This window comes from Pandoraea thiooxydans, assembly GCF_001931675.1.
Lineage (GTDB): Bacteria > Pseudomonadota > Gammaproteobacteria > Burkholderiales > Burkholderiaceae > Pandoraea > Pandoraea thiooxydans.
Window position 1 is genome coordinate 2,697,737 of record NZ_CP014839.1, and the last position, 18,690, is coordinate 2,716,426.

14 protein-coding genes, 5 tRNA genes and 1 pseudogene are annotated in these 18,690 nt (G+C 61.8%); 8 read left to right on the top strand and 12 right to left on the bottom strand.

All coding sequences use genetic code 11. The features are described 5' to 3' along the window. Positions 1-18: 18 nt before the first annotated feature. The 6 genes and pseudogenes from wrbA to PATSB16_RS12405 all read left to right on the top strand — a co-directional run bounded on the left by wrbA (position 19) and on the right by PATSB16_RS12405 (position 6,118). Positions 19-606, top strand: coding sequence for an NAD(P)H:quinone oxidoreductase (gene wrbA / locus PATSB16_RS12380; protein ID WP_047214425.1), 588 nt, complete (start codon positions 19-21; stop codon positions 604-606). 3 nt (positions 607-609) lie between these two features. Then, entirely contained in the window at positions 610-987 is a 378-nt protein-coding gene (locus PATSB16_RS12385) for a DUF2069 domain-containing protein (RefSeq protein WP_047214426.1), read from the top strand. 10 nt (positions 988-997) lie between these two features. Further along, on the top strand, positions 998-2,425 hold the full coding sequence (locus PATSB16_RS12390; RefSeq protein WP_047214427.1) for an FAD-binding oxidoreductase: 1,428 nt from the start codon (positions 998-1,000) through the stop codon (positions 2,423-2,425). A 148-nt stretch (positions 2,426-2,573) separates the two neighbouring features. Continuing rightward, positions 2,574-2,837: pseudogene (locus tag PATSB16_RS12395) on the top strand (type B 50S ribosomal protein L31); the annotation flags it as partial. 175 nt (positions 2,838-3,012) lie between these two features. After that, positions 3,013-4,722 carry an ArnT family glycosyltransferase gene (locus PATSB16_RS12400; protein WP_047214428.1) on the top strand — a complete coding sequence of 570 codons (1,710 nt, stop codon included), beginning with the start codon at positions 3,013-3,015 and terminating at the stop codon, positions 4,720-4,722. Between the two features lie 10 nt (positions 4,723-4,732). Next, positions 4,733-6,118 carry an MATE family efflux transporter gene (locus PATSB16_RS12405; protein ID WP_047214429.1) on the top strand — a complete coding sequence of 462 codons (1,386 nt, stop codon included), beginning with the start codon at positions 4,733-4,735 and terminating at the stop codon, positions 6,116-6,118. 66 nt (positions 6,119-6,184) lie between these two features. Here PATSB16_RS12405 and PATSB16_RS12410 read toward each other — a convergent pair. The 7 genes from PATSB16_RS12410 to rpsO all read right to left on the bottom strand — a co-directional run bounded on the left by PATSB16_RS12410 (position 6,185) and on the right by rpsO (position 9,778). After that, positions 6,185-6,261 (bottom strand) — tRNA-Asp (locus PATSB16_RS12410). 93 nt (positions 6,262-6,354) lie between these two features. Beyond that, positions 6,355-6,430: transfer RNA gene (locus PATSB16_RS12415), tRNA-Glu, on the bottom strand. A 71-nt stretch (positions 6,431-6,501) separates the two neighbouring features. Further along, positions 6,502-6,578 (bottom strand) — tRNA-Asp (locus PATSB16_RS12420). Positions 6,579-6,672: 94 nt separating this feature from the next. Next, positions 6,673-6,748, bottom strand: a tRNA-Glu gene (locus PATSB16_RS12425). 105 nt (positions 6,749-6,853) lie between these two features. After that, positions 6,854-6,929: transfer RNA gene (locus tag PATSB16_RS12430), tRNA-Ala, on the bottom strand. A gap of 153 nt (positions 6,930-7,082) precedes the next feature. Then, positions 7,083-9,245 (bottom strand): polyribonucleotide nucleotidyltransferase, encoded by a 2,163-nt coding sequence (gene pnp / locus PATSB16_RS12435; RefSeq protein ID WP_047214430.1) that lies wholly within the window; start codon positions 9,243-9,245, stop codon positions 7,083-7,085. A gap of 263 nt (positions 9,246-9,508) precedes the next feature. After that, positions 9,509-9,778 (bottom strand): 30S ribosomal protein S15, encoded by a 270-nt coding sequence (gene rpsO, locus PATSB16_RS12440; RefSeq protein WP_047214431.1) that lies wholly within the window; start codon positions 9,776-9,778, stop codon positions 9,509-9,511. A gap of 235 nt (positions 9,779-10,013) precedes the next feature. Here rpsO and PATSB16_RS12445 point away from each other — a divergent pair, with 235 nt between their 5' ends. Continuing rightward, positions 10,014-10,547 carry a lipoprotein gene (locus PATSB16_RS12445; RefSeq protein ID WP_047214432.1) on the top strand — a complete coding sequence of 178 codons (534 nt, stop codon included), beginning with the start codon at positions 10,014-10,016 and terminating at the stop codon, positions 10,545-10,547. An 81-nt stretch (positions 10,548-10,628) separates the two neighbouring features. Here the strand turns inward: PATSB16_RS12445 and PATSB16_RS12450 are convergent, their stop codons facing one another. Together PATSB16_RS12450 and PATSB16_RS12455 are read right to left on the bottom strand one after the other, a co-directional pair. Next, positions 10,629-12,173 (bottom strand): 2-isopropylmalate synthase, encoded by a 1,545-nt coding sequence (locus tag PATSB16_RS12450; RefSeq protein ID WP_047214433.1) that lies wholly within the window; start codon positions 12,171-12,173, stop codon positions 10,629-10,631. Positions 12,174-12,470: 297 nt separating this feature from the next. Further along, entirely contained in the window at positions 12,471-13,679 is a 1,209-nt protein-coding gene (locus PATSB16_RS12455; protein WP_047214434.1) for a BaiN/RdsA family NAD(P)/FAD-dependent oxidoreductase, read from the bottom strand. Positions 13,680-13,764: 85 nt separating this feature from the next. Here PATSB16_RS12455 and tsaD point away from each other — a divergent pair, with 85 nt between their 5' ends. Next, entirely contained in the window at positions 13,765-14,793 is a 1,029-nt protein-coding gene (gene tsaD, locus PATSB16_RS12460; protein ID WP_047214435.1) for a tRNA (adenosine(37)-N6)-threonylcarbamoyltransferase complex transferase subunit TsaD, read from the top strand. Between the two features lie 97 nt (positions 14,794-14,890). Here the strand turns inward: tsaD and folE2 are convergent, their stop codons facing one another. The 3 genes from folE2 to PATSB16_RS12475 all read right to left on the bottom strand — a co-directional run bounded on the left by folE2 (position 14,891) and on the right by PATSB16_RS12475 (position 18,688). Next, positions 14,891-15,700 (bottom strand): GTP cyclohydrolase FolE2, encoded by an 810-nt coding sequence (folE2, locus tag PATSB16_RS12465; protein WP_047214436.1) that lies wholly within the window; start codon positions 15,698-15,700, stop codon positions 14,891-14,893. A 120-nt stretch (positions 15,701-15,820) separates the two neighbouring features. Next, a complete protein-coding gene (dxs, locus tag PATSB16_RS12470; RefSeq protein ID WP_047214437.1) occupies positions 15,821-17,734 on the bottom strand; it encodes a 1-deoxy-D-xylulose-5-phosphate synthase in 1,914 nt (637 codons plus the stop codon). Between the two features lie 54 nt (positions 17,735-17,788). Continuing rightward, on the bottom strand, positions 17,789-18,688 hold the full coding sequence (locus PATSB16_RS12475; RefSeq protein WP_047214438.1) for a polyprenyl synthetase family protein: 900 nt from the start codon (positions 18,686-18,688) through the stop codon (positions 17,789-17,791). Positions 18,689-18,690 lie beyond the last annotated feature (2 nt).

The following is an 18,690-nucleotide window of genomic DNA, read 5'->3' on the forward strand; positions in this document are numbered from 1 at the left end:
TTGCCCAACGAGTTCGCCATGAAAGACATCCTGGTTTTGTTCTACAGCCGACACGGCACGACCGCCCAATTGGCACGTTTTATCGCGCAAGGCATCGACAGCGTGCCCGGCGCTCAGGCAAGAGTGCGCACCGTGCCCGGGGTCTCCACCGTGTGCGAGAGCAGTGCGCCGGAAATTCCTGACAGCGGCCCGCCGTACGCCGAGTTGCGCGATCTCGAGGAGTGCGTCGGACTGGCGCTGGGCTCCCCCACCCGCTTCGGCAACATGGCCGCCGCGCTCAAATACTTTCTCGACGGCTCGACCCCGCAGTGGCTCTCAGGCGCGCTGGCCGGCAAGCCGGCCTGTGTCTTCACCTCCAGCGGCAGTCTGCACGGCGGGCAGGAAAGCACACTGTTATCGATGATGATCCCGCTGCTGCACCACGGCATGCTGCTGCTCGGCCTGCCCTACACCGAAAGCGGCCTGATGAGCACACGCACCGGCGGCTCGCCCTACGGCGCGACGCACTTCGCCCAGACCGGCGGCACCATCAGCGACGACGAGCGGCAACTGGCCGTGGCGCTCGGCGCCAGGCTCGCGCAAACCGCGCTCAAATTGGCCCATTGACCCATGCGACGCATCTGTTATGCCGGTACCATCGTCAGCCTCGTGGCGCTGATCGCACTCTGCCTTGCCTGGGAACTCTGGCTGGCGCCTCTGCGCCCCGGCGGCTCGTGGCTGGCGCTCAAAGCCCTGCCGCTGTTGCTGCCGTTGCGCGGCGTGCTCAAGCGCAACGTCTACACCTTGCAATGGTCCAGCATGCTGATCCTGCTTTACCTGGCCGAGGGCACCGTGCGCGGCATGAGCGACCCGGCGGCCACATCGGCCTTGCTGGGCTGGATCGAGAGCGCGCTGAGCTTCGCTTTCTATCTGTGCGCGATACTGTATGTGCGCCCGTTCAAGCAGGCTGCACGTGCCAGGGCGCGGGCGACTCTGCCGCGTGACTGAATTGGAGGGCATGATGAGCGATGCCGAATTTTTATCGGAGTGCGCAGCGATTGTCGGCGATTCGCACCTGCTTTGTCAGGATATCGATACGGCACCCTATTTGACCGATTGGCGCCGCCGCTACACCGGTCGAGCCCTCGCCGTGGTGCTGCCGACCGATACCGCGCAGACGGCGGCCGTGGTGCGCGCCTGCAACCGCCATGGCGTTGCGATCGTGCCCCAGGGTGGCAATACCGGCCTGGTGGGCGGGGCGACCCCATGCGAGCCAGGGCGCCAGATCGTCCTGAGCCTGCGCCGGCTGAACCGCATTCGCGATATCGATCTCGACAACCACACCCTGACGGCCGAGGCCGGCTGCATTCTGCAGCACGTCCAGAACGCGGCCCACGACGCTGGTCGGCTCTTTCCGCTCAGCCTGGCCGCAGAAGGCAGTTGCACGCTGGGCGGCAACCTGGCGACCAACGCCGGCGGCACGGCCGTGCTGCGTTACGGCAACGCCCGGGAGTTGTGCCTGGGGCTGGAGGTCGTGACCGCGCAGGGCGAGGTTTGGGATGGCCTGCGAGGACTGCGTAAAGACAACACCGGCTACGATCTGCGCGATCTTTTCATCGGGTCGGAAGGCACGCTCGGCATTATTACCGCTGCGACCGTCAAGCTGTTCCCACAACCTCGCGCTCGCATGACGGCCCTGGCGGCCGTGAGTTCGCCGCGCGCCGCCGTAACCTTGCTCGGTATGGCGCAGGAGCAGGCCGGCCCGCTGCTGACCGGTTTCGAATTGATGTCGGATTTTTGCCTGCGGCTGGTGCAAAGCCATTTCCCGGCATTGCGCTATCCGTTTGCGACCCCGCAACCTTATATGGTCTTGCTCGAGTTGTCCGATAACGAGAGCGAAGCCCATGCGCGCGGCCTGCTTGAGTCGATACTCGAGGCAAGCCTGGAGCGGGGCGTCGTGGACGACGCTTTGGTGGCGGAAAACATGCGGCAATCGCATGCCTTCTGGCATCTGCGCGAGAGCATTCCATTGGCCCAGGCCCAGGAGGGCTTGAACATCAAGCACGACATTGCCGTGCCCGTGTCTCGCATCGCGGCTTTTATCGAGGCGACCGACCCATTGATCCAACGGGATTTCCCGGGGGCGCGCATGGTCACCTTCGGCCACCTGGGCGACGGCAATCTGCACTACAACGTGCAAGCGCCGGAAGGCGGCGATCCAAAGCATTTCTTACAACATGAGGCCGCCATCAATCGGCTTGTGTTCGACTCCGTGCTCGCGCAGCAAGGTTCGATCAGCGCCGAACACGGCCTGGGCCGCCTCAAGCGCAATGCGATCGAACGGTACAAGAGCCAGGTCGAAATCGGCCTGATGCGCGCCCTCAAGGCATCGCTGGACCCCAACGGCGTGCTCAATCCGGGCAAGGTGCTGCCGGACGCCCGGTAGATTTTGCGATACGGTGGTCGGTTGATTCCAAAATTTGCCGAAAATTTTGCGCAACCTGTTGTTTTTCTGGCATAATCCGCGTTTTATCCACTCGGCAAGTGGTTCGCACAGGGGTGCGGGCTGGCTACCCAACGACAAAGGCTTGATCATGAAAGAAGGCATTCACCCGAATTATCGCGAAGTCGTGTTCCTCGACCTGTCGAACGACTTCAGTTTCAAGACCCGCTCGACCATTCAGACCAAGGAAACCATCAAGTGGCAAGATGGTAACGAATATCCGCTGGTGAAGATCGAAGTGTCGTCGGAATCGCATCCGTTCTACACCGGCACGCAAAAGATCATGGACACTGCCGGGCGCGTGGAAAAATTCCGCCAGAAGTTTGGCAACCGGACTGGCAAAACCGCCGCAAAGTAAGCGCAGCGGCAGTCGGCACCAAGCCATCAAGGCAGCTTCGGCTGCCTTTTTTCATGGCGCGGGCCCACGCGCCGCGTGTTCGTTACGGGGCGTTACAGCACACGCGGTGTTATCGAATTAGCTGTCATACTCTCGGACTAACCGAATCGGCCATCATCTGTCCTATCACCTGATGAAACGCTTCCGTCTTACTGCCTCCGCCACCAGCGCGCTGCCCCGCTCCCTGCTTTTCGCGATTTGCGTCATCTATGTGCTGGCGGGATTGTTCGGCCGCGATCCATGGAAAAACGAAGACGCCGCGGGCTTCGGCGTAATGTGGACCATGGCGCAGGGTCATTGGCACGATTGGCTGCTGCCGAATATCGCCGGCAAGTCGGTATTCGACAGCGGCCCGTTGATCTTCTGGCTCGGCGCCTTGGTCATCCGCGTGATGCATCGCTGGATGAGCGCGCCGGACGCCGCCCGCATCGTCACCGGCCTTTGCTTCTACGCCACGTGCGCGTTCGTCTGGTACAGCACATATCTGCTTGGTCGCCGCGCCGAGGTTCAGCCGTTCAAATACGCTTTCGGCGGCGAACCCGAGCCTCGCGATTATGGCCGCACGCTGGCCGACGGCGCCCTGCTGATTCTGCTCGCGTGCTTCGGCCTGGCCGAGCGCGGCCACGAAACAACAGCCGAAGTCGGGCAATTGACGTTCGTCGCCATGACGCTTTACGGCCTGGTTCGATCGCTCGACAAGCCATGGCAGGGCGCGATCTGGTTCGGTCTCGCGCTGGGCGGGTTGACGCTGACCGGGTCGCTTGCGCTGTCGCTGGCTGTCCTGCTGGCCAGCGCCATCCTCCTGCTGGTGTGCCGCCCGCTGCCCCGCCTTGCGCTGCTGGCGGCCGGCGTCCCGATCGGCATCGTTGTGTCGGCCACTTGGCCGCTTGCCACGATGAAATGGGCGCCTGGCGGCCAGTTCTGGATCGGCGAGTGGCTGGACGTCGGCTTCGATACGTTCGGCGGCCCCAATAGCGATGCGCTCTTTTATACCGCCAAGAATTTGGCGCTGTTTGCATGGCCGGCATGGCCGCTGGCGCTATGGTCACTGCATAGTTGGCGGGGCCTTCGACGCGCGCCGCACGTTGCCACGCCGTTGGCGGTGCTGGCACCGTTGGCCTTGCTGGTGCTGCTGCAGGCCCACCAGAGCAACCGGTTCTTCATTTTGCTACTGCCATCGCTGGCGATTCTTTCGGCGTTCGGCTTGCCCACGCTCAAACGCGGCGCCATCAATGCTTTCGATTGGTTTGCCGTCCTGAGCTTTACGATTCTGGGCAGTTTCGTCTGGCTGGTCTGGCTTGCCGGACTGACCGGGTTTCCCGGCCAGATTTCCAGGAATCTCCATCGCCTGGTGCCCGGCTTTCAGGTGACGTTCAGTTGGGTCACGCTGGTCTGCGCCTTTGCCGTCACAGCCGCCTGGATCGTACTGGTGGTCTGGCGCATTTCGCGTAACCCCAAGGTGCTGTGGCGCAGCGTGGTGCTCTCGGGTGGCGGCACCACCTTGATGTGGGTGCTGCTGATGACGCTGTGGCTGCCGTTGGTCAACTATGGCAGAACGTACCGCGATGTCGCAGCGCAAATCGTCGCCCACCTGCCCCGCGACTATAGTTGCATCCGCACCGCTCGGGTTGGTGACGCACAACTGGCGTCATTCGCATATTTCGGCCACATGCGATTTGGCGAGGACAACTGCAACGTTCTGCTGCGCCAGGATACGCAGGATTACGATCAGCCAGGCGCACCCGCCCCCTATGAGTGGCACCTGCTGTGGGAAGGCCGGCGCGCGGCCGACCGCGACGAGCGCTTCCGCCTCTACGCATTGCAGGAACGGCCTCGCCATTGAGACGGCATCCATGTTGAGAGATATCCGCCGGATCATCAGCCTGGCATGGCCCGTGCTGATCGGCCAGTTGGCAGTGGTCGCCTTCGGCGTCATAGACACGGCCATGGTGGCGCGCTATACCGCGACCGATCTTGCGGCACTGGCGCTGGGGGGGTCGATATACATCACCGTCTACGTCGGCATGATGGGCGTGCTGGTGGCACTCTCCCCGATCGCGGCGCAACTGTATGGTGCGCATCGTCATGCCGAAATCGGCGAGGAGGTCCGGCAAGCCCTATGGCTGGCAGCCGGTCTTTCAGTGCCGGGCATGGCGCTCTTGCTGCATCCTCATATTCTGCTGCACATCGCCGACGCAAAGCCGATGCTGGAGGGGCGCACTGTCGCGTACCTGCAGATTCTCGCGCTGGGGCTCCCGGCCGCACTGGCGTTTCGCATCTATTCGTCGCTCAGCAACGCGATTGCCAGACCGCGCATCGTGATGATGATTCAGTTGATCGGCCTGGCACTGAAAATCCCGCTGAATTTCATTTTCATCTACGGCAGCGGCCGGCTTGGCATCTCGCTCGTGCCGGAGCTGGGCAGCGCGGGGTGCGCGCTGGCGACCACGCTTATCAACTGGGTGTCCTGTCTGCTGGGATTATTTCTGATGCAACGCCATTCGCTGTTGCGCCAGTTTGGTATCTACCGGAAATTTTCGTGGCCGCAATGGCCCCGCATCAGGGCATTGCTCAAGCTCGGGATTCCCATGGGACTGGGCTACCTCATCGAGGTCACCGCATTCACATTCATGGCCATCTTTATTGCACGGTTCGGCGCCACCGTGCTGGCGGGCCATCAGATCGCCGCAAACCTGGGAACCGTCCTCTACATGTTGCCGATGTCACTGGGCATCGCCACCGCGACGCTCGTGGCCCAGGCGCTCGGTGCACGGGACTTCGCCGCGGCACGACGGCTCGGCCGCCGCGGCATCTCGTTCGCGGTCGCGCTGGCGATGTGCATCAGCCTACTCGTATGGACGAGTCGTACGAGCCTTATTGCGGCGTATACACCCAACCCACTGATCGCACGTGCCGCAGCGCCGCTGTTCGTGTTCCTGACGTTCTATCATGTGTTTGATGCAATGCAGGTAAGCACGATTTTTGTGTTACGCGCCTATAAGGTTGCGGTCGTGCCAACGGTAATTTACGCAGTGGCGTTGTGGGGGGTCGGGCTTGGCGGCGGTTATGCGCTCGGTTTCGATACGTTCGGCATAACGCCACGCTATTTGCTCGGAGCATCGGGCTTTTGGTTTGCCAACAGCCTGAGTCTGGGCTTGGCCGCGGCAGGTCTGATGCTGTATCTGCGTTGGATCAGCGCCTGCAGCGCAGACCCTGTGCCCCGAACTCAGGCCAAATAAAAAAGCCCGCGACGACGCGGGCTTTAAGCGGTCTTTGAGTCGTCGACTGCGACGAGACCGAGCATTTGGCGGAGCGGACGGGGCTCGAACCCGCGACCCCCGGCGTGACAGGCCGGTATTCTAACCAACTGAACTACCGCTCCAAACTCAACAACACCCGCTTGTCTTGCGGGCTCGCACCAGCTTGCGCCAGCGTGTCATTCAAAACTCAACCGGATTGCTCCGGTGTCGAATCCTGGCGTCCCCTAGGGGATTCGAACCCCTGTACTCACCGTGAAAGGGTGATGTCCTAGGCCTCTAGACGAAGGGGACAAAATCAACGTGGATCCCTTCTTGGACCCACTCAAAAAATAAAAGCCCAGAATCTTTCCGGGCTTGTAGTTTGGCGGAGCGGACGGGGCTCGAACCCGCGACCCCCGGCGTGACAGGCCGGTATTCTAACCAACTGAACTACCGCTCCAAACTCCAACAAAAAACCCGCTCTTCTCGCGGGTTTGCACCGACTCGCGCCGGCGCCGTTCAGAACTCAACCGAATTGCTTCGGCGTCGAATCCTGGCGTCCCCTAGGGGATTCGAACCCCTGTACTCACCGTGAAAGGGTGATGTCCTAGGCCTCTAGACGAAGGGGACAAAATCTTGGCAGATTTCGCCTCTATTTCAGCGAAGGCGCATATTATATATGCTTTTACTTCGCTTGCGAAGTTTTGCTTGATCCGACCAAACAAAACAGTTCTGTGGTGGAGGTAAGCGGGATCGAACCGCTGACCTCTTGCATGCCATGCAAGCGCTCTCCCAGCTGAGCTATACCCCCCGAACAGAGAAATGAGATTTTATAGATGATCCAAAATCTTGTAAATACCTAGCCTCGCTTTTTTACCGGGTTGCGGCAAAAAAAAGCGAGCCGAAGCTCGCTTTTTCCGATGCAATCACCGAGCTGCTGCAAGCCCGGCGTTGATCTCCTCGATTACTGCGCCGGCGCCTCGGACTCCGACGAGCGCTTGACCAGCGGCGTGCCCTGCTCTTCCGGTGTCAGTGCCTTGACGGACAGACGCAGACGGCCCTTGTCATCATGCTGGATCACCTTGACACGCACCGCCTGGCCTTCCTTGAGCCATTCGTTGATGTCCTTGATTCGCTCGTTGGCGATCTCGGAGATGTGCAGCAAACCGTCCTTGCCCGGCAGGACGCTGACGATCGCGCCGAACTCGAGCAGCTTCAGCACGGTACCGTCGTAGACCTGCCCCACTTCGACTTCAGCCGTGATGGCTTCGATGCGACGCTTGGCCTCGGCCATGCCCTCCGAATTGGTGCTGGCGATGGTCACCACACCGTCGTCGGAGATGTCGATACTGGTGCCGGTTTCCTCGGTCAGCGCACGAATCACCGAGCCGCCCTTGCCGATCACATCGCGGATCTTTTCCGGATTGATCTTGAGCGACACCATGCGCGGCGCGAACTCGGACAACTCGGTACGGGCACCCGATACGGCGTCCTGCATCTTGCCGAGGATGTGCATGCGGCCTTCCTTGGCTTGCGCCAGCGCGACCTGCATGATTTCCTTGGTGATGCCCTGGATCTTGATATCCATCTGCAGCGCGGTCACGCCATCGGCGGTACCGGCCACCTTGAAATCCATATCGCCGAGGTGATCTTCGTCACCCAGAATATCGGTAAGGACGGCGAACTTGTTACCCTCGAGAATCAGGCCCATGGCGATGCCGGCGACGTGCGCCTTCATCGGCACGCCGGCATCCATCAGCGCGAGGCAGCCGCCGCACACCGAAGCCATCGACGACGAACCGTTCGACTCAGTGATTTCCGATACGACACGAATCGAATAGCCGAATTCCTGCTCGCTCGGCAAGCAGGCCAGCAGCGCTCGCTTGGCCAGACGCCCATGGCCGATCTCGCGGCGCTTGGGCGAACCGACACGCCCCGTCTCGCCGGTGGCGAACGGCGGCATATTGTAGTGAAGCATGAAGCGGTCGCGGTACTCGCCTTGCAGCGCATCGATGATCTGCTCGTCGCCCTTGGTACCCAGGGTCGCGACGACCAGCGCTTGCGTTTCGCCGCGCGTGAACAGCGCCGAGCCATGGGTGCGCGGCAGCACGCCGGTGCGAATGCTGATCGGGCGGACCGTGCGGGTATCACGGCCGTCGATACGCGGCTCGCCATTGAGGATCTGGCTGCGCACGATGCGCGCCTCGAGATCGAACAGGATGTTATCGACTTCGACGTCGTCGGGGGCGGCCGCGCCATTCGCGGCAGCTTGCTCGGCCAGCTTGGTCTTGACCTGAGCATACACACCGCGAACCTGCTGGGTGCGAGCCTGCTTTTCGCGCACTTGATAAGCGGCGCGCAAATCCTGCTCGGCCAGCGCCAACACATTGGCGATCAGCGGCTCGTTCTTGGCCGACGGCGTCCAGTCCCATTCCGGCTTGCCGCCTTCGCGCACCAGTTCGTGAATCGCGTTGATGGCCGTTTGCATTTGTTCGTGGCCGAACACGACCGCGCCCAGCATGACATCTTCCGGCAATTGGTCGGCTTCCGATTCGACCATCAAGACCGCGCGCTCGGTACCGGCGACCACCAGGTCCAGTCGCGACGACGCGATTTGCGTGCGCGTCGGATTCAGGACGTACTGGTTGTCGATGTAGGCGACCCGTGCCGCGCCAACCGGTCCGTTGAACGGCAGGCCGGAGACGGCCAGCGCAGCCGAGGCGCCGATCAGGGCCGGAATATCGGTCGGCACTTCCGGATTGATCGACAAAACGTGAATGACGATCTGGACTTCGTTGTAGTAGCCCTCCGGAAACAACGGGCGAATCGGACGATCGATCAGGCGGGAGGTCAGCGTCTCGTTCTCGGACGGGCGGCCTTCGCGCTTGAAGAAGCCGCCGGGGATCTTGCCGGCCGAATAGGTTTTTTCGATGTAATCGACGGTCAGCGGGAAGAAGTCCTGACCCGGCTTAGCATTCTTGGCGCCCACCACGGTGGCCAACACAACGGTTTCATCGATGTCCACCAGAACGGCACCGCTGGCCTGACGAGCGATTTCGCCCGTTTCCAGGCGTACCGTGTGCTGTCCCCACTGGAAGGTTTTCACGATTTTATTGAACATTTGCACTCCTGTATCGAGTCGCGCTCATTGGTGCAGCGGCGCGACAACGCTGCCGGGCAAACCCGACGAATCGTAGGGGGAGTGTTATGCCATTCCAACAACCGCCGCACCGTTTCAGTGCTGGTCTGGCTCGCTGCTGGAATGACACAAGTCCTACTTGCCGGGGTCCCGAGAATTCAGGCAAAACACTGTGCCAGCGCTTTGCCGCCAAAAAGCAAAATGCCTGCATCAGCGTGCTGATACAGGCATCTTCAATCAATTCCTCCGGCTTACTTGCGCAGCCCGAGCTTTTCGATCAACGAACGATAGCGGTCGGCGTCCTTACCCTTCAGGTAGTCGAGCAGCTTGCGGCGGCGGCTCACCATACGCAGCAAACCGCGACGGCTGTGGTGATCCTTCATGTGCGCCTTGAAATGCGGCGTCAGTTCATTGATGCGCGCCGTCAAGAGGGCAACCTGAACTTCGGGCGAACCGGTATCCTTGGCGCCTCGCGCGTATTGCGCAACGACGTCCGATTTTTTGATGTCTGCAACTGACATTGATTTTCCTTAAATGAACAAGCGGTCACGGAAGAAGGGCCGTGCCGTGGATTTACAAAAACCGCGCCTGATGAAATGCAAAAAACGCGGTTCAACTGCAAGTGCAGGATTATATGGCAAAAATCCCCTGATTGCCAGCACCACTCGCCCCGAAATACTCGGCGGCCATACCGCGTCGCCACCATCGCCCGCTCAGGCAGCGCATAATGAGGGCCAGGACGACCAAGGAGGAAACATGGCATTCTTGCGACGCATCGTCCGCCTTGCCCAGACTCGCAGAGGGTCGCTGGCCGCGTTGCTGGTGGCGGGCTGCCTGGCGGGCTGCACCCCGATTTGGCAGACCATTCCCGCGGGCGTATCCCGCGCGGACGTCGAAACCCGCCTCGGCACGCCGCGCGAGGTATATCAATTGCCAGATGGCGTCACGCGCTGGCTCTACCCGACCCGCCCATACGGCCAGCACACGATCGCCGTCGATTTCGACGCGCATGGCCGGGTGTTGCACGTGCAGGATGTCATGACCAGTCGGGCGTTCGACCAGGCCCAGATCGGCAAATGGACCGAGGACGACGTCCGGCGGCGTTTCGGCATTCCAGTGGAAACCGCCTATTTCCCGCTCATGAAGCGCGAAGTCTGGACTTACCGCTTCAAGCAATATGGCACCTGGGACATGCTGATGCATTTCTATTTCAGTCCGGACGGCATATTGCGCATGACCCAGACCACCCCCGATCCGCTGCACGACCCCGATCGGCGGTTGCTGTTCTGACATCGGCCCTGCCGTAATGCAAACGGCGCCCTCTTCGGGGCGCCGTTTGTGCATCGGGGGCGTGCCACCCCTGCCAACGTATCAGGGTGTCAATTGCGGGTTCAACTTCTCCGCCTTCGAGTACAACTTGTTCAGCGCCGAAAGATACGCCTTGGCCGACGCCGCGACGATGTCGGGATCGGTACCGACGCCGTTGACGATGCGGCCGGCCTTGGACAGGCGCACCGTCACCTCGCCTTGCGACTGCGTGCCGGTGGTGATTGCGTTGACCGAATAGAGCACCAGTTCAGCACCGCTCTTGACCTGTCCCTCGATCGCGTTGAACGTCGCATCCACCGGCCCATTGCCGTCGGCCTCTCCGGTCTGCTCGGAGCCGGCTGCCTGGAACACCACGCGCGCATGCGGGCGCTCGCCAGTCTCCGAATGCTGCGACAGCGAGACGAATTCGAAGTGCTCGCCGCTGCCGGTCTGCGCTTCGTTCGACACGATCGCCAGAATGTCTTCGTCGAAAATTTCTGCTTTCTGATCCGCAAGTTCCTTGAAGCGGGCAAAAGCACTGTTGACCTCACCCTCGGAATCCAGCGCGATGCCCAGCTCCTGCAGACGCTGCTTGAAAGCGTTGCGGCCGGACAGCTTGCCCAGCACGATTTTGTTGGTGCTCCAGCCCACGTCCTCGGCCCGCATGATTTCGTAGGTGTCCCGTGCCTTGAGCACCCCGTCCTGGTGAATGCCCGAAGCATGAGCAAAGGCATTGGCGCCGACCACCGCCTTGTTGGGCTGCACCACGAAACCGGTAATCTGGGAGACCAGCTTGGAGGCCGGTACGATTTGAGTCGTGTCGATGCCGAGGTCGAGCCCGAAGTAATCCCGGCGCGTCTTGACCGCCATCACGATCTCTTCGAGCGAGGTATTGCCGGCGCGCTCGCCCAGACCGTTGATGGTGCACTCGACCTGCCGCGCGCCGCCGATTTTCACGCCGGCCAGTGAATTCGCGACCGCCATGCCCAAATCATTGTGGCAATGCACCGACCATACCGCCTTGTCCGAATTGGGTACGCGCTCGCGCAGCGTGCGAATCAATTGGCCGTACAGTTCCGGCACGCCGTAACCAACCGTGTCGGTGACGTTGATGGTGGTGGCGCCTTCGTTGATCACGGTCTCCAGCACCCGGCACAGGAAATCCATGTCCGAACGGCTGCCGTCCTCGGGGGAAAACTCGATGTTGTCGGTAAATTGGCGCGCAAATCGCACCGCCAGTTTGGCCTGTTCCAACACCTGCTCCGGCGTCATGCGCAGCTTCTTTTCCATGTGCAGCGGAGAAGTCGCGATGAACGTGTGGATTCGTGAGGAGTTGGCGTCCTTGAGCGCCTCCGCGGCACGCCCGATGTCCCGGTCGTTGGCGCGCGCCAGGCTGCATACCGTGCTGTCCTTGATCAACCCGGCAATAGCCTTGATCGCATCGAAATCGCCATTGGAGCTGGCGGCGAATCCGGCCTCGATGACGTCGACTTTCAGGCGTTCGAGCTGACGGGCGATGCGAATTTTTTCTTCCTTTGTCATCGATGCGCCGGGCGACTGCTCGCCGTCGCGCAACGTCGTATCGAACACAATCAGCTTGTCAGCCATTTTTCTTCTCCTGTGGGGATCGTCGGTGCTTTGAATTCAGAATGTTTCCAGCCTGGGCCAGACAAAAAAATCGTGCTTGGAATACGCCGGGGGCGAAGTGCGAAAACGATAACAGCGTATTCAGCAGCGCGTCGAGCGCAATAGCAGCCCCGGCTCGACCAAAGGTAGCGGGCTGGCTGGCAAATGCGAGACGAAGGGACTGGCCGCAGACCGGGCCGAACGAAAGTTCATGGCGCAAATATAGACGCAAATAGGGTTTTCCGCAACGCCGCGCAGCCCTGTCCGAGGGCCCGATTTTCAACCGTTTTCGGCGGCAATGGCACTTGCCGCAGCCACCGCCGAAGCCCATGCCCACTGGAAATTGTAGCCGCCCAACCAGCCGGTCACGTCGACCACTTCGCCGATGAAATACAGGCCCCGCACGGCATTGGCCTGCATCGAGGCAGACGACAGTGCGCGCGTGTCGACCCCGCCGCGCGTGACTTCGGCCTTGCGCCACCCCTCCGAGCCGCACGGCTTGAGTGTCCAATGGTTCAGTGCTGCCGCCATGCGGCGCAGCGCCTTATCCGGCAACTCACTGGTGCGCGCCTGTGCCGGCAGCCCCTGGTGGCGGATCCAGACATCGGCAAGGCGGGACGGCAGCCATTGCGCCAGAAGATTCGACAGGTGCTTGCGCGACGCCGCCTTGCCCTCGAGCAGCAAGGGCTCGGCTGACGCGGCCGGCAACAGGTCGAGCTCAATGGCTTCACCCGGTTGCCAATAGCTCGAGATTTGCAGGATCGCCGGCCCGGAAAGACCGCGATGCGTGAATAACAGATCTTCGACGAAGCTGCCGCGCGAGCGCCCGGCCCCGGTCTCGACCCGTACTTCCAGCGAGACCCCGGCCAGCTCGGCAAATGGCTCCCAAGTGGCGGCGTCGAACATCAGCGGCACCAGCGCCGGACGAGGTTCGACCACCGGCAAGTCGAACTGCCTGGCCAGGCGATACCCCCAATCGGTCGCGCCGATTTTCGGGATCGACAAACCGCCGGTGGCCACCACCAGATGCCGGGCGAGCAACTCGCCGCCGTCAGCGGCGATCCGGAACGCGTCGCCACTGCGCGTCACCTCGCTGACACGACAGGGCATGCGCCAGTGCACCCGTCCGGCGTCGCACTCACGTCGCAGCATGGCGATGATGTCCTCGCTCGAGTCGTCGCAGAACAGTTGTCCCTTGTGCTTTTCGTGCCACCGAATGCGATGGCGTCGCAGCAGTTCCAGAAAGTCTTGCGGGGTATAGCGGGCCAGTGCAGAGCGGCAAAAATGCGGGTTTTCGGACAAAAAATTAGCCGGGCCGGCATGAAGGTTGGTGAAATTGCAGCGACCGCCCCCGGAGATGCGGATTTTCTCGGCCAATTTCTCCGCATGATCGATGATAACCACGCGCAACCCCGCCTGCCCGGCCCGCGCCGCGCACATCATGCCGGCCGCTCCGGCCCCCACTACCGCCACATCGAATTTATCCATGGCGCGCATTGTACCTGCGGGCGCGGCCGGGACGGCGCTGCTATACTGGCTGATTGATCCACCGACCTTCTGATTGGCCGTAGCTATGCTGGTGTTGGGTATCGAGAGTTCTTGCGACGAGACCGGGCTTGCCTTGTATGACACCGAGGCGGGTCTGCTTGCCCACGCGCTGCATTCCCAGATTGCCATGCACCAGGAATACGGCGGCGTGGTGCCGGAACTTGCCTCGCGCGACCACATCCGCCGCGCCTTGCCGCTGCTCGATCAGGTCTTGCTGGAGGCCGGCAAGACGCGCCAGGACATCGACGCCATCGCCTACACGCAAGGTCCCGGGCTGGCTGGCGCCCTGCTCGTCGGCGCCAGCCTGGCCAACGCGCTGGCTTTTGCGCTGGATATCCCCGTGGTTCCGGTCCACCATCTGGAAGGTCACCTGCTCTCGCCGCTACTGTCGGCCGATCCGCCGGCTTTTCCGTTTGTCGCGCTGCTGGTGTCGGGCGGTCATACGCAGTTGATGGAAGTCGACGGCTTTGCCCATTACACGATTCTCGGCGAGACACTCGATGACGCCGCCGGCGAGGCGTTCGACAAAACCGCCAAACTGCTGGGGCTGAGCTACCCCGGCGGCCCGGCCATCTCGCGCATGGCGGAGTTCGGTATTCCCGGGCAATACAAACTGCCTCGCCCGATGCTGCACTCAGGCAACCTGGACTTCAGCTTCAGTGGCTTGAAGACCGCGGTGCTGACCCAGGTGCGCAATGCCGGCACCAATATTTGCGATCAATACAAAGCCGATCTGGCGCGCGCGTTTGTCGACGCCATCGTCGAGGTACTGGTGGCAAAGTCGCTGGCGGCCCTGAAGCAAACGCACCTGAAAACGCTGGTGGTGGCCGGCGGCGTGGGCGCCAATAGCCAGTTGCGCGAGGCGCTGAACAACGCGGCCCGGCAACGAGGCTACCGCGTGCATTATCCCGAATTGGCGTTTTGCACCGACAACGGTGCGATGATTGCCTTTGCCGGCGCGATGCGGCTCAAGCACTGGCCCCAAACCGCCGACACGCGCTATGAGTACACCGTTCGCCCCCGTTGGGATCTGGCCGAGGTCATGCTGCCGTGAGGCCATCGGCCTCACTCCACACCGTCTTGCGCCATAAAAAAACCGCCTGGTCGAGAGGCGGTTTTTTATTTGATGGCGATCCTGCCGGTCGAGCAGATCATGCGTCAATACGCTTGTCCCGCTCGATAACCGCATAGGCGCTGTGGTTGTGGATCGACTCGAAGTTCTCGGCTTCGAGCACATACGCCACAATGCGCGGCTCTTCGTTCAGGCGGCGCGCCACGTCACGCACCAGATCTTCAACGAACTTCGGATTATCGTAGGCGCGCTCGGTGACGAACTTCTCGTCCGGGCGCTTGAGCAATCCCCACAACTCGCACGATGCCTCTTCTTCTGCCATGCGCACGATCTCCTCGACGCTGACGTCGGCCGCCAATTCTGCGGTGATCGTCACGTGCGAGCGCTGGTTGTGAGCGCCATAGTCCGAAATCTTCTTCGAGCACGGGCACAGGCTGGTGACCGGCACCAACACTTTGAGCCAGCAGCGCGCAACCCCTTCACGCAATTCTCCGACCAGCGCCACCTCGTAATCCATCAGGCTTTGCACGCCGGAAATCGGCGCTGTCTTGGTGATGAAATACGGGAAAGTCACTTCGATGCGCCCTGCCGTCGCTTCCAGCTTCTCCAGCATGCCGGCCAGCATACTGCGGAAGCCGGCCAGATCGAGGGGCGTCTTGCGCTCCTCGAGCAACGCCACGAAACGCGACATATGCGTGCCTTTTTGTTCGGCCGGCAGATGAACGTCCATATTGAATACGCCGACGGTCGCCTGCACCTGGCCGTCGGGCGTTCTGAGCGTAAGCGGATGACGCACCGCGCGCACCCCGACCCGTTGGATCGGAATCTGGCGCGTATCGACGCTGCTCTGCACGTCGGGCATCACGAAAGCGGGGTTCATCTGATTCATCTGTATTTTTCCTTTAGCACACGGATTGCCTCGCCGGACAAATACCGCGGGCTAAAAACCTTCTGGCTTGAACAAGCAATGACGACAATATGAGCCTCGGCTCAGCCGGCGACAGGCTCGTCAAGCCACCAACTTGGTCACGCCGTCCGTCTTTTCAAGCGGCTTCACGCCGGTCAGTTTGAAACGCGCAACGATTGACTCGGTGATGCCGGCGGCATTGAGCCCGCACATGGCAAGCAATTGAGCCGGATCCCCGTGATCGATGAACTTATCGGGCAGCCCCAATTGTAGTATGGGTCGATTAACCCCATCCTCAAGCAGGGATTCCGCGCAGGCCGACCCGGCCCCGCCCATGATGCAGCCCTCTTCGACGGTGACCAGATAATCGTGCTCGTCGGCCAGGCGCCGCACCAGCTCGGCGTCGATGGGTTTGACGAAACGCATGTTCGCCACCGTGGCATCGAGCGCCTCGGCGGCCGCCAGGGCTGGTGCCAGCATGCTGCCGAATGCCATGATCGCCACCCGCCGTCCCTTGGGGGCCGACGAGGTGCGGCGAATTTCGCCCTTGCCGAGCGGCACGGCGGTCATCTCCTGTGCAATGGCCGCGCCAATCCCGGCGCCGCGCGGGTAGCGCACCGCCGCAGGCCCGTCCTGCAGGAAAGCCGTGTACAACATTTGCCGGCACTCGTTTTCATCCGACGGGGTCATCACGACCATGTTCGGGATGCAGCGCAGATAGGCGATATCGTAGGCGCCCGCGTGCGTGGCGCCGTCCGCGCCGACCAGTCCAGCGCGATCAAGCGCAAAAACGACCGGCAGATTCTGCAATGCGATATCGTGGATCAGTTGATCGTATGCGCGCTGCAGGAATGTCGAGTAAATCGCGACGACCGGCTTCATGCCTTCGGTCGCCAAGCCACCGGCAAAAGTGACAGCATGCTGCTCGGCGATGCCGACGTCGAAATAACGGTCCGGAAAACGACGCTCGAACTCCACCATGCCCGAGCCTTCACGCATTGCCGGCGTGATGCCCATCAGACGCCCGTCCTTGGCGGCCATGTCGCACAGCCAGTCGCCAAATACCTGCGTGTAGGTCTTCTTGCCACCGGTCGAAGGCTTGATGCCCTCGGCCGGGTTGAATTTACCCGGTCCGTGATACAACACCGGATCGGCTTCGGCCAGCTTGTAGCCGTACCCCTTGCGCGTGACGACGTGCAGGAATTGCGGGCCTTTCAGGTGTTTGATGTTTTGCAGCGTCGGAATCAGCGAATCCAGGTCGTGCCCGTCGATCGGCCCGATGTAATTGAAGCCGAATTCCTCGAACAAGGTGGCCGGCACCATCAATCCCTTGGCATGCTCCTCGAGTTTGCGCGCCAACTCGAGTACCGGCGGCGCCACGCTCAAGACCCGCTCCACGCCCTTTTTCGCTGCGGCATAGAACTGGCCCGACATCAGCCGCGCCAGATAACGGTTGAGCGCCCCGACCGGCGGCGAAATCGACATATCGTTGTCGTTCAGGATCACGATCAACGGCAAATCGTCGTAGACGCCGGCATTGTTCATGGCCTCGAAGACCATGCCGGCGGTCATCGCGCCGTCACCGATCACCGCAATGCTGAAATTCGACTTGCCCTGGGCCTTGGATCCGAGCGCCATGCCCAGCGCCGCCGAAATCGACGTGCTGGAGTGCGCGGTGCCGAACGTGTCGTAGACCGACTCGCTGCGGCGCGGAAATCCCGAAATGCCGTCGAACTGGCGCAGCGTCTTCATGCCTTCGCGGCGCCCGGTCAGGATTTTGTGAGGATAGCTCTGGTGGCCAACGTCCCAGACGATGCGGTCTTCCGGGGTGTTGAACACATAATGCAAGGCGATGGTCAATTCCACCGTGCCAAGATTTGACGACAAGTGCCCGCCCGTGCGCGACACGCTCTCCAGCACGAAAGCGCGCAACTCCTCGGCCAGGGGCGCGAGTTGGCGGCGCTCGAGCTGGCGCAGCGCTACCGGATCATCAATGGTTTTCAGTAGTTCGTACATCGTCGTTCCATATTGAGCGGGTTGCCAACACCGCGCCGATTCTGTCGGGCATGATCAGTTGATTCGATCGACCACCAGGTCGGCCAGCGAGCGCAGGCGGGCCGCCGCCGAGCCGAATTCGCGTATTGCGGCATGAGCATCGCGCCGCAAATCCTCGGCGAGCACCCTGGCCTCGGCCAGCCCCAGCAGCGACACATAAGTCGGCTTGTCGTTTGCGGCATCCTTGCCCGCGGTCTTGCCCAGCGTGGCCGAGTCGGTGGTTGCGTCGAGAATGTCGTCGACCACCTGAAAAGCCAGGCCAATGGCGCTGGCATAGGCATCGAGCGCCACCGCCTCGTCATCGACCAGCGCACGGCCGCAGCCCGCACCCATGCGCACCGAGGCGCGCAGCAGCGCGCCGGTTTTCATCCGGTGCATCGTCTCGAGCTGATCCCGCGTGAGCCGCTTGCCGACGCTCTCCAGGTCGATCGCCTGGCCGCCGGCCATGCCCAGCGAGCCACTCGCCAACGCCAACTCGTGAACCAGCGCGGCCGTCTGCCCCGCGGCCAATGCCGGCACCGGCTCGCTCAGCAGCACGAATGCCTGAGTCTGCAGCGCATCGCCCACCAGCAATGCGGTAGCCTCGTCATACTGCACATGCACGGTGGGCTTGCCGCGACGCAACGCGTCGTCATCCATGCAGGGCAAGTCGTCGTGCACCAATGAATACGCGTGAATCATCTCGAGCGCGCAAGCCGCGCGATCGAGCACTTCCGGCAAAGCCTGCATCAATTCGCCCGCCGCATGGCACAGCAGCGGCCTGACACGCTTGCCGCCGCCCAGCACGGCATAGCGCATCGCCTCATGCAGGCGCGCGGGATGCATTGCTGCCGGGGGCAACCATTGATCGAGCGCAGCTTCGGTACGAGCCTGGATCGCCTTGGTCCAGGTGGAAAATTCATCTTTTGACGTCATTG